Source organism: Streptomyces sp. NBC_00442 (assembly GCF_036014195.1).
Taxonomy (GTDB): domain Bacteria; phylum Actinomycetota; class Actinomycetes; order Streptomycetales; family Streptomycetaceae; genus Streptomyces.
Genome location: NZ_CP107918.1, coordinates 4,121,561 through 4,134,351 on the forward strand (window position 1 = coordinate 4,121,561; position 12,791 = coordinate 4,134,351).

Consider the following 12,791-nt stretch of genomic DNA (forward strand, 5'->3'; position numbering starts at 1 on the left):
TCTACGGGCTTCAACGGGCATCCCCTCGGTGGCGAGTGTGCCATGGCGGGGTGGGTGGGGTGGGCGGGGTGGGTGGGTCGGGGACGGCCGGGAGAGCGGCCTCGCGCGACGTCTCTCTTTCGCCCGGCCGTGGAGGGAACCGCCGACCGATGAGACGTCGGGCTTCGCGGGCCGCGAGGTGTTGCCGGGCTTCGGCCCAGACCTCTTCGAAGTCCTGGAGGGTCAGCGGCTCCTCGACGTGCCCTTGCCAGTCGGTCACGGGCGACTCGGCCGTGAACCCGTACCGGGCATCGTCGTCCTCGACCGAAGCGGCGGCGACGGGTTGCCGCGCCGGACCTTCGAGCTCGACCTGTCGGCTCACCCATTCGTCGTCGCCGACCTCGAAGTAGAACCAGGTGTCTTCTTCGTCCCAGTAGCTACGGAACCATCGCGTCACCGGCCCATCCTGGCTCATTCTGGCCCGTCGTCGTCGTAGTCGCCGTCGCCGCCGTCCGGCAGCTCGCGGTCCGGCAGTTCGCCGTCCGGCAGCTCGAGGGTCGATGGCCGATGGCCGATGGCCGATCGAACCACCCGGGCCTCCGGCTTGCCGCTCCGCCTCGACGCGAGATGAGCCGGGCGAGCGACTCCGTGGGCCGGCAGAGCCACGCGAGGAGAGGGCTGGTGACCACGAACCGGTGGACACTGATCCGGCCCTGCCGCTTGTCCAGGACCGGTGGCGCCTCGTCCCGGTAGACGGAGCGGAGGTAGAGGCGACGGACCGGAGCTCCGGCCAGCAGCAACGGGCGACGCGACGAGGACCGTCCGGCTCCTGGCCGGCCGCGACGAGGCGCTCGCCGACCTCGCCGACCTCGCCGACCTCGCGGACCTCGCGGACCTCGCGGACCTCGCCGACCTCGCGGACCTCGCGGACCTCGGTCTTCGGGCCACGACGCGGTCTGCTCAGGGTGCGGCGGATCGCACCCATCGCGCGAGTCCTGAAAGTGCCCTGACGAGATCCTGTTCTGTCTGAAGGAAGCGGTGTTCAGAGTGGACCTGACCGCTCTCGACGTCTACGTGGTCGAGTTCCGCCTCGCCGGTGTCCCAGACCGCGAGGGCGGCGAGCCGGGCATCGGTGCTGAGGGTCACCCAGGCGCTCGCCTTGTCGCGTCCGTCGGTCGGAGACGTGTCGATCTCACAGTCGATTGCAGCTGCTCGGAGGCCGGATGCCTGGGCGGTGCACCAAGCGGCAAGTGCATCAAGGGCATGAGGGAAAGCGGTCATGGCGACTCCGTCGAAGGCGTCCCGGCCAGGGCGTTGGCCGGTGAGTAGGAGGGGAGGCGGCTCGCGAGACGCATGTCATCGTCGTCGTACGAGGGCCCGAGAAGGTCAGGCATTCCACCATCTCTCGGTGCCACAGCCGACTTCGTAGTGCCACCACCCCTCCCGCTGCCCCTGGTTCAGGAGCGCCTTGATCCCGGTGAAGTCCGCGGCCGCCGGTGCGGTGAAGGCCACCATGGGGAAGTCGTCGCTGAAGACCTCGCCTCCGAGCCCGAACGCCGAAAGACGCTGGTGCACCGCCTGGGGACTGCGTCCCAAGGGGCCGGTAGGGATGGGCACGACGCGAATCGTGCAGTTGCCGGCCGTGCCGACTCGTTCCACGGACCAATGGAGTCCGTCGCCGTCCGTCCGATACCGGACCACGTCACCTTCAGCGACACCGTCTTGAAGGAACGGGATGTTCCGCACCATCGCCGTGTTGTCGCCGAGCTTCGTTGCCCACAGGCCCTCGGTGTCCTGCGGGAGCCACCCCTCGCGAGGAACGAACCGGAATCAGACCTTGATCTTCTCGTCCGCGCTCTCCATGTCCGGCATCATGCGCCGCCCGGAAGCGGCCCTGCTCACCGGGGCCGAACTGATTGATCAACCTGCGACTGCCCTCGGTCGGGGTCCATGGGCCGAGGACGGTCGGGGCGGACCGTCAATCGGCCCCGGCGCGCGGCTAGTTCGCGAGTTGGGCTTGGAAGGCGGCTCGGTTGAAGTACGCCTTGGCGTCCTGGATGAGGCCGTCCTCGTCGAGTTCGTAGATGTTGATGCCGGACCAGTTGACCGGCTTGCCGTCCAGAGCGACGGCGGCGCCGCGCCAGGAGACGGCGACCTGGTTGCCGACCGTGTGTGCCTCCAGGGGGGTGAGGCCGAGGAAGGGCTGGAAGTTGGGGAGTACGGAGGCGATGAAGTCGCGGATGGCGGGGCGTCCGATGAGCGGCGGTGTGCCGACCGGGTCGTGGAAGACGCCGTCTTCGGCGAATGTCTGGGCCCAGGCATCGGCATCGCCCTGCTGGGAGGCCCGGAAGAACTGGAGAACTGCCAGTGGCATGGCCGGGTATGTCATGAAGAATCCTTCGAATTGGAGGGCGAGGAGGGCGGGGAGGGCGGCGAGGGTGAGGAGGGTGGGGAGAGCGGGGGATCCGAGGCGGCGGGAGGGGCCCGGGGCCGGGGCCGGGGCAGCGCCCGGGGTCGTGCCTGTGCCTGCGGCCGTGCCCGCGCCCGGGGTCGCACCCGGGGTCGTACCCGGGGTCGTGCCTGTGCCCGTGCCCGTGCCCGCGCCCGGGGCCGGTCGGCGGTCACCGGGCGCGCAGGTCGACGGGTGCCGCAGCGCCGGCCTCCTGCCGACGGGCACCGGCCAGGCAGAGGGTGAGCGCGAGGAGAGCGAGCATCCCTATGAGTGCGCACACGCCCAGCCAGTTCAGCCGGACGAAGGCGCGGATGCCGAGCCAGGATCCGGCGCTGCCGCCGAGGAACGAGCAGGTCATGTAGGCGGTGTTGAGCCGGCTGCGGGCCTCGGGGCGCAGCGCGAAGATACGGGCCTGGTTGGCGACTTGGCTGCACTGCACCGCGATGTCGAGCAGCAACAGCCCGGCCACCAGGGCCGCCAGCCCCACCCAGGAGCCGGCCGCACCTCCGGCCAGGACGGCCGCTGCGGTGAGGGTGGCAAGGATGCACCAGAGGTTCACCCGGTCCGCGCCGTTGCGGTCCACCCACCGCCCGGCGGCCGGGGCGCAGAACATGCTGGCCGCGCCGATCAACGCCAACACGCCCACCACCTGCGTACCAAGGCCGTAGCGAGGGCCGGTGATCAGCAGGGCGAGCGCGGTCCAGGCGGCACTGAACCCGCCGAAGAGGGTGGCCTGGAAGAGTGCCGAGCGGCGTAGGTCCGGCTCGGTGCGCAGCATCCGTACACCGGCCGCAAGCAGGGCGCCGTAGCGCTCCCGTACGGCCGGAGCGGTGTCCGGCAAGGCGGTGTGGAGCACGATCGCCAGCAGTGCGGTGAGCGCGGCGGCGGCCAAGTACGGGGCGCGCCAGCCCAGTTGCTCACCGAGGGCGGAGCCGAAGGTGCGGGACAGCAGGATCCCGCCGATCAGCCCGCCCTGCAGGGTCCCGATGACGGCGCCTCGCCGGTCGGCCGGAACCAGCCCCGCGGCCATGGGCAGCAGTAGCTGTGGCACCACGGTCGCCACCCCGACCACCGCGCCGGTCGCGAGCAGGGCGCCGGTGGCCGGGGCGAGAGCGGCGGCCAGGAGGGCAAGTGCGGTCACGGCGAGCAGCGCGGTGATCAGGGGGCGGCGCGGGAGCCGGTCGCCGAGGGGGACCAGAAAGAAGATCCCGACGGCATACCCGAGCTGCGTCACGGTCGCCACGGTCGCGGCCGAGTCCGCCGTGATGCCGAAGCTGTCGGCGATGAGCGGCGCCAGGGCCTGCGGGAAGTAGACGTTCGCCACGCTGACCCCGCAGGCCAGCGCCATGACCAACGGCAGCCGACGGGGCAGTGCCGGTACGGAGGGCGGTGGTGAATCAGGGCAGGACATCACGACTCCAAACGAACGAACTAGATGGTTCGGACGGCAGGAAGAGCGTCGCAGACGGCTCCGCGATCAGTCAAACGAACTGGTTCGTTACCATCGGTGCATGGCGTACGACTCGAAGGCAACCAAAGAGCGGATCCTGGCGGCGGCCGCCGCGGAGTTCGCCCAGTACGGCGTGGCCGGCGCCCGCGTGGACCGCATCGCCGCCGAGGCCAAGGCCAACAAGCGGGCGATCTACGAGTACTTCGGCGACAAGAACAAGCTCTTCGCCGACGTCCTGGAACACCTCATGGCCGACCTCGCCCAAGCCGTCCCGCCCGGCGACGAGGACCTGCCCGCCTACGCCGAGCGGCTCTTCGACTACCACCGTGCTCACCCCGAGGCCCTGCGCCTGCTCATGTGGGAGGCGCTCGAACTCGGCGACCAGCCCGTCCCCGGCGAAGAGGCCCGCACCCGGCACTACGAGGACAAGATCCGCGCCACCCGCGCCACCCGGGCCGCCTCGGACGGCGAAGCCCGCGACCGGCTGTTCTTCACCCTCGGCCTGGTCGGCTGGACCTTGGCCATGCCCCAGCTCCGCCGCATGATCCTCGGCCCCGACCACACCCTCGACCAGCTCCGCCCCGCCATCGCCGAAGCGGTCCGCACCCTCCCGGGACGCAGCGAAACCCGTCCTACGAACTGACGCCCTGCAGCACGGCCTTCCGCGGCGGCGGGCTTCCCGGGCTAAGGACGCCTAGACCGCGCCCACGGACGTAGAGCGGCGGAACGTGTTGGCCGTCTGCTGGGTTACGAGGCCGCCTGGCACGCGAGCATCATCGACCTCTCGCCCGGAGTGCGGGCGTGGAACTCGGTCACCCGGCATACCTTCGATGGGGTCGGGGGCCGGCTGGTCCTACACCGTGGTGTTGCTGCAGGTGGGCGAGGACTGAGCCGCGCTGACGCGGGCACCGCGTCAGGAGTTCGATCACTGCGGGCACTGCGGGCACCGCGGGCACTGCGGGCACTGCCGGAGAGCGGCCTGGCCACGTTGGCCGCGCCAGGCTGCCTGGGAGTGTCGGCGTCCGACGCCGTTGATGTCACTTGTGGATGTCGGAACTGCGGCCCCGTGCGCCTGCTGACACGATGTTCCCGTAGTTGACCCGGAACGCATTAAAGCAGAGGCCGTGGCGTACTGCCGAGCACTCGACGATGCCGGCACCCAGCGGCACCACTTCCGCCCCGCTGACGAGGAGGGCGGCCTGTGATACATCGAGGCCGTACCCGACCACAGCGAGTTGGTCGTCATCAAGCAAGCCGAGCTGACTTCGGCCGGCGAACTCCATCGGTGCAGCTTGGGGCACCTGGAGGACGAGCACGGTGGCCTGACAGACCGGGCGAACGATCCTGGGGTAATTCCGCTGGAGCCCATCCCAGCCGAAGAGTTCCAGCGGATATGGCCTCGCTAAGCGTGCTGGACAACCGCCTTAGGAGAGCGGGTGGAGCGCAGGCAGATGACCTGCGGCTTCGCTGGCCGTGCAAGTGGGATCATGGACTTGGAGATAGCCCATGTCGTCCACCAGCTGCTTCTCTCTACTGACGCTGACGATGAGTAGGTTGCCCCGATACGCCCGCGGTATGGCAGACCGAATCAACTACGGCTGCACATCGGCGTGTTCACGTGGTCGGACGACCAAATAATGCGTGCCGCAACCGTGCCAGACACAGGGGTTGGCCACGGTCAACATGGCTAGCAAGCGGGCGCATCCGTGCCCGGGTTGGGTGCGGGGACGTTGACCTGCGTTGGTGGAGGGCCGCTCGCCGAGTCAGGCACACTCCTGGTCTTGTCCGAACGACCGTGAACCGGCTGAATGAGGGCGAAATTGAAACGGTCCTCCCCTCCATCATCGGCCGAGGAGTCGAAGCTCGGTGGGTAGCCTTTGCGCCGGTACGTTTGGGTGGGGAGCCGTCGACGGGACGCGATGGAGGGGCTGGGCTATGGGGCGGTCGAACGAAGCCCGTGACACTGAGATGTGCAAGATGTACGCGGACGGTCACACCTTGCAGGAGATCGGGGATCAGTACGGCGTCACCAGGGAGCGGGCGCGCCAGATTATCAGCAGGAGGAGCGACGCCGTTTCGGCGTCGACTGCGCGCAATGCGCGGCGCGAGGCACGGGCCGAGAAACTGACTAGTCAGGTCGGAGAATTCCTCACAGCCCATCAGGTGGGCATCGTCAAGCTTGCGGAGGAAGGAGTGAGCCGTAGCGATGTCGAGGCCCGTTTCGCTCTCTTGTATCCCGAGGTTCCGGCGGCAGTAGTGCGTGAAGCAATCGCCGAAGCCAACGTCTTGTTCGACGTGGATGTGCAGGAGTTCGCCTTCTCCGTCACGGCTGTAGAAGGCGCCGTCTGGTACGCCCTCGCCCGTGAGCACGGGCTTGGAGGCGACCGGCTAGGAGCGGCACAGAGGATGGACCTCGATGAGCTCGAAGGGACAGGCCAGGCTCTCCTACGGGAAGGGGTCGAATCGGGCGCTGCTGCGGAGATCCTCGGCCTGATCCACGCTGCCCAGGAACTTGTACGGTCTGGTGCACAAGTCGGCATATCCGCAGCGCGTTACAACGCGCGACGGGAGTCAGTGCTCGAGGAGCTGGGAATGGAATCCAGTAAAGGGACCAGGCCCTGGCCGCCTACCAGTCAGACCGTCATGAAGCGGCTGGGACAGGGCTCATGGGCCAAGGCCCAGATCGCCCTCGGTCTCACTCCCGATTCCCGGGGCCGGCCCCAAGGGCTGCTGCTGTTCGAGCCTCAGGACTATCCGGCGGCCGTGGCGGACTTCATTCGCGATGCCCAATCTGTTGGCAGCCCCTCCACCTTCGAGGGGTACATGTCATGGGTTGAGGCGGAGGAAAGGTCCGGTCGCAGGCGCCCGTCCGCACCGTCCGTACGCCTCTACTATCGAGGGTGGACTTCGGCCAAGCGGGCTGCGGTCGCGGAGGGGGCTACCGTCGCCCGTCGGACGAAAGAGCGGTCCGGGGTTCCACAGGCCGCGACAGCATTGCACCACGCCCAGCAGGAGATCGATCGGGCCATAGGTGCGCTGGTCGGGCTCCGGCCCGCGGACCGATCCGCGCACCTGGAGCGCTTCGTCAAGGCGTTTATGCAGGAGTTTGAATTCCGGCGCCGAGGGTGGATTCGCGCGGCGGTGGCGCTGGACGGGTCGACTATCGGGCGACGACTTTCCGACCCTACGCTCAAGACAAAACACAGGACGGCTCTGACGCAGAGCCCACCCGCCGTGGGCGAAGTCTTGACCGACATGTATCTCGACAAGCTTGGGGCTGGCGACCCGCGCGTCACCGATGGCTGGATGAGGCCGGACGTACAGGCTGAGCTCGATGCCGTGGGGGTTGGGACTGTCGCACGCTTCACCGTTCTGAAGGAATCAAGGAACTACCTCGTGCATGGCTCCCAGGAGGCGCGGCGGCGGCTTGAGGCTGCCCTGAAGGAGCTTGCCACCGTGGAGTCCGGGTTTGAGCTCAAGCAATCCTTAACGCCGCGAGTCTTGCTCACCTGGTTGCTTGCGAACGACCAGCGGCGACTGCGAGTACTCCTCGGCTGTGTGCCGGACCTATGGCGGGCCATGGTGATTGGGGAGACGCTGCTTGTGGCCGCACCCCAGACGTAACCGCCGGCCGGGTCCTCATGAGCCGTGTGGTGATCTGGGAGCGGCCCCTGTTCTGTTGCCTGCGCGGCAGCACCGCAGAGGGCCGCACGCAGACGCGGCCGGAGCATGCCGGGTTAGCGGGAAACGACAACTCAGTCCCTTACATGCTGGCGCTGTCAGTCACGTGCTGCATCATCGCGCCCATGACCACAGTGCAACCGCGCGGTACATCCTTCCCGCCAGGAGCGCGCGACATCCGGCACCGAGCATGGGTGCGGATCCGTTTGAGCGCCCGCCGCGCGATCCGCGTCAGCGGACGCGATTTCCGGGGCTGGTGCACGAACACTAATGAGCAAAGATTTCAGAAGGAGACCCGGGATCTCTGGGTGTCCTTGGACCATCTCGGTATCCGTGGCGAGGACCTTCCCTATACCGTGCTGGCTCAGCGGTCGCTGAGTATGACCTGGGGGTCCTTTCTGTCTCGGGGTGTCGTAGCTCCTGTCGCGAGCCTGATCATCACCACCATCTCCGTGCCAGCCCTGGCGCTGGCTACCTTGAACTTTGCCCACCACTACGGCGTCGACAACCTGGAACAGGCAGCAGGGTTCCTCTACGAGCAGTGGGGCAAGGTGGCTGCCAGCTCGGCTCCGGGACGTGACCCCGTATTCGCCGTGGTGGCCAATATGGCGTTGCTCGGGATCCCTGCGTGGGTGATGTGGCGCACCCTGCGCAAGGGAGTTTTCCGCAAGTACTGGCTTACACAGCGAACTTGCGCGGCACTCGTGCGATGCGCGCAGGCGAAGACAGTGACGGGTATCGACCGTCCGGATCGGCTCCGGCAAGTGGATAGCCTGTGCCGAGCCGTTGAGTGGAGCATCTGGCGTTCCCACCTCTGGCGCGGAGGCATGACCCGGCGCTCACCGCGAAGGGGCGCTGCCCGTCACCACGCGGCCGCTGTCATTGGCGCTCTACACCGCGAACTCGGCGGCTCGACATCGAGCCCGACACTTCTTTGGATGATCTGGCCAAGATGCTCGCGACGATCGGTGAACAACACGCAGCGGGGTACGTTGCCGCCCTCCTTCCTGCCGAGACTCTGGAAGGTGTCACACCGGTCTCGCTGCAGCGCCATGCGCTCCGTGAATCGTTCGCCATTGTGCGCGGCACCGTTGCAGCTCTGGGTTCGGTCCTGGTCTTGGACCATCTCTTACCTGTGCTCGGAGTCCGCGACGATCTCACGGGATGGTTTCTCGCCGGCGGTGCCCTCGTCGCGGCCGTTACGGCTGTCGGATGGCGTCGTGTCCACGACTTCCTGGGAGTCTTTCCCGGGCTGTAGGCGCCCTCTGCTGAGCATGGTCGGCCTCGGCGCGGTGCGCATGCACAAGTGCGCTCATGCTTGCTGCGGCGGATGCTGCACAAGCGCAATTTTCTGCTGCAGGGGGCTGAAGGCCCGTCTCTGACGGTCAGCGCGACCAGCCTGAGCATTGCAGTGGAAGACCTGGACCAAGATCTTCTCGCAGATTTCTCCCAAACGATCACCTGAGACGCAGGAAGGGTCTGACCCTCAGAGAGGATCAGACCCTTGATCTGTTCTTGCAGCTGTCGGGGTGGCGGGATTTGAACCCACGACCTCTTCGTCCCGAATGAGGTTCGGGTGGTGATCTTGCCAGCGTGGACAGCGTTTGCGCTGGTCAGGGCCTCGGGATGTCGTGGTCTCAGGTGGCCTCGAAGGGGCTCGGGGAGCGGGTCGGCTCCCAGATGGCTCCCAAGGGGAACGTAGCCAACGGTCGCTGGGGCGACCTGTCCCGCCACATCGGCACGCGCTGAATACGTGTGCGCGATGCTCGTGCGACGGCTCAGATCACGGTTGACGGAGCGTGCTTGCTCAGGTAGCTCTTGAAGGTCTTCCTGATCTCGGCCTGGAGATAGCCTGCCTGTGGTGAGTTGGGTACCACGTCGGGCTCGAAGCCTCTCTTTCGGGCATCGAGGTACCGCACGATGCTCGACGATCTGGTGTTGGCGACGAAGAGTTCGTTCTGGGTACGGATGTCGGCGCGCAGCCCCTCGAAGTTCCGTGCGAGGCCGATGCCGAGGTTGGAGACGTAGTACTTGCACTCGACGATGAGGACACTCTGACTGCCTCGTGGTGCGATGCCCTGCGCTCGGCTCAGGGCGGCTTCCTCGGCTGGCAGCACCAACACGTCGCACTCGTGCAGGACGCCCGACGAGCCGGTCACATAGACGCCGAGGTGGACTTCAAGGGCGGGGGCACCATCGAACTCGATCACGGCGTGGGTGAAGGGCTGGCTGTTGCCGTACAGGTGACCGGGCCCTGTCCGGAAAACAAGATTGCTGGCCTTCGCCCCGTAGACGTCTTCGTAGGTGACAGTGGCACCATGCCGACTCGCGGTGGCGACGATCAGGGAGAAGATGAAGCCCTCGTAGATGTCGGACGGCTTCGAAGCGGAGTCGTACGACACCGCCCCCGCAGCCAGAAGGCTCTTGATCTCGTTGACTAGGTCATCGACCGTGCTCAACTGACTACCTCCCTCGTCACTTCGGCCAGCAGCTGGCTGACGCGTGTACGTCGCTCAGCCGGCACCCGATCTCCCCGGAACTCAGTTCGGCTACGGCGCGTTCGAGCGCTTTCGTCTGGCTCGAACACGACCCCCTCAGCCATGCTCCGGCTGCCAGCGTCGCCTTCGGGCTCAGACCGGAGCGTCTTCAGCACCTCCAGTTCCATTTCAGGCAGGTCGACGAGCACGCGCTTTACCGCATCAAGGAGGAGCTGCACACGTTCTTCCTCTGTCATGGCTCGCGTGGCGATGACCAGGGTCCCTCCCTTGCGTGAAGACTCGTACTCTCCGAGGCCAAGCATGCTGCGGTCCACGACCTCGTATCGAGCCGCTGCTGCAGCCGGACTCGTGGCGGGGAGGTTATCGCCGCGGCGCTGCTGGCGTCGGCGGAGGATCTTCTCCTCCGGCACTCCCGCGGCGATTGCCGCGTCGACATCGTCGAGCACCCAACTTAGGGCGGTGTCTTGCAGCGCTTCGCGGAGCTGCCCTTCCACACGGCGTAGTTCGAATTGGTTCATGTCCCCCTCGTATCAGTAGCTTTCGTCTGACGTAGCCAGTCGGTTCACGGTTCTTCCCCAGGATGTGTTCGAAGGAACCGCAGTTGGCCGTCGATCAGATTTCGGAGTGCCTCCAGCGACAGGCGGGCTTCCGGAGCGGTAGCTCCACCGGATAATCGGACACCCTCGCCTTCCAGGACGGGTTCGCCGACGTTTCCTTCAGCGCTACCAGAGTTTCGCGAGCGACGGAGCCTTCTCGATGGGGTCGTCTGGTCCAGCCAGTGTCCACACCTCATCGGAGAGGGCGATGCTCGGTGCATCGCCATGTTCGGGGCGTCGGCGGGTGACCCGCTGACTGACCCATTCACCGTCGCGCGGCACGGGCAGGCCGAGGCTACGGGCGATCGTCGCCTGTCGACTGGTGCCGCCGAGCACGAGGATGCCATCGCCGCGCAACGCCTCCCGGGCAGTTCGAACTCGCTTCGGGCCATCTGCGGTCACGGCGACGGTGGAGATCGTGGTTCGGTTGAGTAGCCGTCCTTGCGCGAGCCTGAAGAGGTTGTTCACCCGGGCCTGGCTGCCGCGCCGGCTCACTTCGGTGGCGAAAATCTTCTCTCGAAGCGGCGCCGGAAGGTGGAGAAGGGTGTTCTCCGGCAGATGCGCGTTGTGGAAGAGCCAGGTGACGGCCTGTCGGCCTGCGGCCGAGAGCGTGCGCTTGAAGTCGCGGTTGGCTGCTCCGCTGAGGTGGCCGGGTTCGATCCGGATCAGTCCGAGGCTCCAGCAGGACCGCTCGTCGTTGGCTGACACGAGCAGACACACCCTCCCGACCTCCCCGGGCGTAATCGTCCATGTCGCACCAGTGATGAACTTCAGTACTACCTGCTGGCGTCCTATCGGGAGGTCGGTGGTCTCCTGGCCAGGCGGGAATCCCCAGGCCGCCGTGAGCTCGTGAGTGACCTTGGCGCCGAGGTAGACCTTCTCGGATTTCCCGAGCGTAGCCGGGTCGAATCGCCCCGTTCGTCGTCCGTCGAGCACGCTGTCGAATGCGTGGCGCAGGGCGTTCGCCGTTGTTGCCTCGAAGTCCGGCATGCCGCGGAGGGCATCCGCGACGGTAGCCACGTCAGAGGAGCCAGAGCTGCTTTCAGTTCCTGCGGCGGCGGCAGAAGGGCTGCTGGTCGCGGCTGCGATGTCGGAGTCTGCCAAGCGGGTCGCTGCGACACCCTCGTCCGGAAAGGACGGGATCACGGTGGTCGGTTCATCCCGTGCCGGGCCGACGGACGGAGCCGGAGCTCGGCGCTCGGCGGCGGCCAGCTCGTCGCGCAGTGCTTGGAGGCGCTTCTCCTTGCGCGCCAGGCGGCGCTCGATCCGTTCCACCTTGCTGCGAAGGTCGCGGTTCTCTCGTAGCACGTCCAGGAGTTCCGGATCCGGGCTATCGGGCGTCGGCTCTTGCGATGGTTGCGTACTGCCGGCTGCCAGCGTGGCCCGCGCGTTCACCAGGTGCTGCCTGACCTCCTCGGTCATGCCTTCCTTACGCTCTGGTGGAGCGAGTACCGCGATGATCGCGTAGATCAACGAGGCGTTGTTCTGGAGCCCTCTGCCTCGAAGCCGGTCCGAGAGCACCTGATACGACGGAGGGTGCGGGCCTTCCCGGTGCTGCGCCAGCAGTAGCTGTTGCAGCCCTTTCAGCTGGACTCCGCTGCTGTCGACCAGATCACGCAGCAGCCCCACGATCTCCCGCATGGGCATGCAGAGTTCCGTGTCCACCTCTGACCACTGACCGCCCCGTCTTCGGCGCGCCACGTCCTCGCCCCCGCCCCTTCGATCTCCTCAAAAGAGTATTCAATCTATCTGATCGGAAGATCGAACTTCCGGGCGTCGTGGACGTCCGGCACCGTGGTCACCCCAGCCGCAAATCGCTACGTGAGAAAGGACGTCGATGCGTCAGCGCACGGCCGATATCTGCGCCTTCGCCATCATCGTCGGCACGCCCGCAGCTCTGATCGCCTTGAATCTGCCTTCTGATCAGGTCATCGCGAGCACCTCCGCCGCGGCCGTTCTCTACTCGGCCTGGCGCCAGGGTGGAGGTACGCCGCCGTCACAGGGCTCCGGGGGACGGCATGGCGCTGACTCTGCTGCCGCTTCCGACTCCGGGGCGGTGTCCGAGTCGGAAACCCGCCCAGGCCGGGGGCCCTCGGAACAGGTCGGCTCCCGGGACCCGGCATAGTGCCGATGTC

At 67.0% G+C, this 12,791-nt stretch carries 12 protein-coding genes and 1 pseudogene; 4 read left to right on the forward strand and 9 right to left on the reverse strand.

Features of this window, described 5'->3' with window-relative positions; all coding sequences use genetic code 11:
- Positions 1-10: 10 nt before the first annotated feature.
- From OG432_RS18585 to OG432_RS18605, 5 genes and pseudogenes are all read right to left on the reverse strand, one after another.
- The gene (locus tag OG432_RS18585; RefSeq protein WP_328312068.1) at positions 11-436 is read right to left on the reverse strand and encodes a hypothetical protein; all 426 of its coding nucleotides are present in this window, start codon (positions 434-436) and stop codon (positions 11-13) included.
- Positions 437-939: 503 nt separating this feature from the next.
- Positions 940-1,260: an immunity protein TriTu family protein gene (locus tag OG432_RS18590; protein WP_328312069.1), complete on the reverse strand. Its 321-nt coding sequence runs from the start codon at positions 1,258-1,260 to the stop codon at positions 940-942.
- A gap of 105 nt (positions 1,261-1,365) precedes the next feature.
- Positions 1,366-1,854, reverse strand: a pseudogene (locus OG432_RS18595) (DUF4265 domain-containing protein).
- Positions 1,855-1,978: 124 nt separating this feature from the next.
- On the reverse strand, positions 1,979-2,353 hold the full coding sequence (locus OG432_RS18600) for a nuclear transport factor 2 family protein (protein WP_328312070.1): 375 nt from the start codon (positions 2,351-2,353) through the stop codon (positions 1,979-1,981).
- A gap of 247 nt (positions 2,354-2,600) precedes the next feature.
- The gene (locus OG432_RS18605; RefSeq protein ID WP_328312071.1) at positions 2,601-3,842 is read right to left on the reverse strand and encodes an MFS transporter; all 1,242 of its coding nucleotides are present in this window, start codon (positions 3,840-3,842) and stop codon (positions 2,601-2,603) included.
- Positions 3,843-3,942: 100 nt separating this feature from the next.
- Between OG432_RS18605 and OG432_RS18610 the strand changes: the two genes are divergently transcribed.
- Positions 3,943-4,524 carry a TetR family transcriptional regulator gene (locus tag OG432_RS18610; RefSeq protein ID WP_328312072.1) on the forward strand — a complete coding sequence of 194 codons (582 nt, stop codon included), beginning with the start codon at positions 3,943-3,945 and terminating at the stop codon, positions 4,522-4,524.
- 394 nt (positions 4,525-4,918) lie between these two features.
- On the opposite strand, the gene OG432_RS18615 is transcribed toward OG432_RS18610, so the two are convergent.
- Positions 4,919-5,164, reverse strand: coding sequence for a hypothetical protein (locus OG432_RS18615; protein ID WP_328312073.1), 246 nt, complete (start codon positions 5,162-5,164; stop codon positions 4,919-4,921).
- Between the two features lie 652 nt (positions 5,165-5,816).
- Here OG432_RS18615 and OG432_RS18620 point away from each other — a divergent pair.
- From OG432_RS18620 to OG432_RS18630, 3 genes are all read left to right on the forward strand, one after another.
- Positions 5,817-7,505 (forward strand): sigma factor-like helix-turn-helix DNA-binding protein, encoded by a 1,689-nt coding sequence (locus OG432_RS18620; protein WP_328312074.1) that lies wholly within the window; start codon positions 5,817-5,819, stop codon positions 7,503-7,505.
- Positions 7,506-8,514: 1,009 nt separating this feature from the next.
- Positions 8,515-8,820 carry a hypothetical protein gene (locus OG432_RS18625; protein ID WP_328312075.1) on the forward strand — a complete coding sequence of 102 codons (306 nt, stop codon included), beginning with the start codon at positions 8,515-8,517 and terminating at the stop codon, positions 8,818-8,820.
- A gap of 72 nt (positions 8,821-8,892) precedes the next feature.
- Positions 8,893-9,027: a hypothetical protein gene (locus tag OG432_RS18630; protein WP_328312076.1), complete on the forward strand. Its 135-nt coding sequence runs from the start codon at positions 8,893-8,895 to the stop codon at positions 9,025-9,027.
- A gap of 313 nt (positions 9,028-9,340) precedes the next feature.
- On the opposite strand, the gene OG432_RS18635 is transcribed toward OG432_RS18630, so the two are convergent.
- The 3 genes from OG432_RS18635 to OG432_RS18645 all read right to left on the reverse strand — a co-directional run bounded on the left by OG432_RS18635 (position 9,341) and on the right by OG432_RS18645 (position 12,297).
- Positions 9,341-10,021, reverse strand: coding sequence for a hypothetical protein (locus OG432_RS18635; protein WP_030183853.1), 681 nt, complete (start codon positions 10,019-10,021; stop codon positions 9,341-9,343).
- A complete protein-coding gene (locus OG432_RS18640; protein ID WP_097249658.1) occupies positions 10,018-10,578 on the reverse strand; it encodes a hypothetical protein in 561 nt (186 codons plus the stop codon). The genes OG432_RS18635 and OG432_RS18640 overlap by 4 nt, the downstream gene beginning before the upstream one ends.
- 204 nt (positions 10,579-10,782) lie before the next feature.
- The gene (locus OG432_RS18645) at positions 10,783-12,297 is read right to left on the reverse strand and encodes a NaeI family type II restriction endonuclease (RefSeq protein ID WP_328312078.1); all 1,515 of its coding nucleotides are present in this window, start codon (positions 12,295-12,297) and stop codon (positions 10,783-10,785) included.
- Between the last annotated feature and the right edge of the window lie 494 nt (positions 12,298-12,791).

Bases quoted from the DNA above. Each gene is read 5' to 3' on its own strand.
- OG432_RS18590 (WP_328312069.1), bottom strand. From the start codon at position 1,260: ATGACCGCTTTCCCTCATGCCCTTGATGCACTTGCCGCTTGGTGCACC.
- OG432_RS18600 (WP_328312070.1), bottom strand. From the start codon at position 2,353: ATGCCACTGGCAGTTCTCCAGTTCTTCCGGGCCTCCCAGCAGGGCGAT.
- OG432_RS18605 (WP_328312071.1), bottom strand. From the start codon at position 3,842: ATGTCCTGCCCTGATTCACCACCGCCCTCCGTACCGGCACTGCCCCGT.
- OG432_RS18610 (WP_328312072.1), top strand. From the start codon at position 3,943: ATGGCGTACGACTCGAAGGCAACCAAAGAGCGGATCCTGGCGGCGGCC.
- OG432_RS18615 (WP_328312073.1), bottom strand. From the start codon at position 5,164: ATGGAGTTCGCCGGCCGAAGTCAGCTCGGCTTGCTTGATGACGACCAA.
- OG432_RS18620 (WP_328312074.1), top strand. From the start codon at position 5,817: ATGGGGCGGTCGAACGAAGCCCGTGACACTGAGATGTGCAAGATGTAC.
- OG432_RS18625 (WP_328312075.1), top strand. From the start codon at position 8,515: ATGCTCGCGACGATCGGTGAACAACACGCAGCGGGGTACGTTGCCGCC.
- OG432_RS18630 (WP_328312076.1), top strand. From the start codon at position 8,893: ATGCTGCACAAGCGCAATTTTCTGCTGCAGGGGGCTGAAGGCCCGTCT.
- OG432_RS18640 (WP_097249658.1), bottom strand. From the start codon at position 10,578: ATGAACCAATTCGAACTACGCCGTGTGGAAGGGCAGCTCCGCGAAGCG.
- OG432_RS18645 (WP_328312078.1), bottom strand. From the start codon at position 12,297: ATGCGGGAGATCGTGGGGCTGCTGCGTGATCTGGTCGACAGCAGCGGA.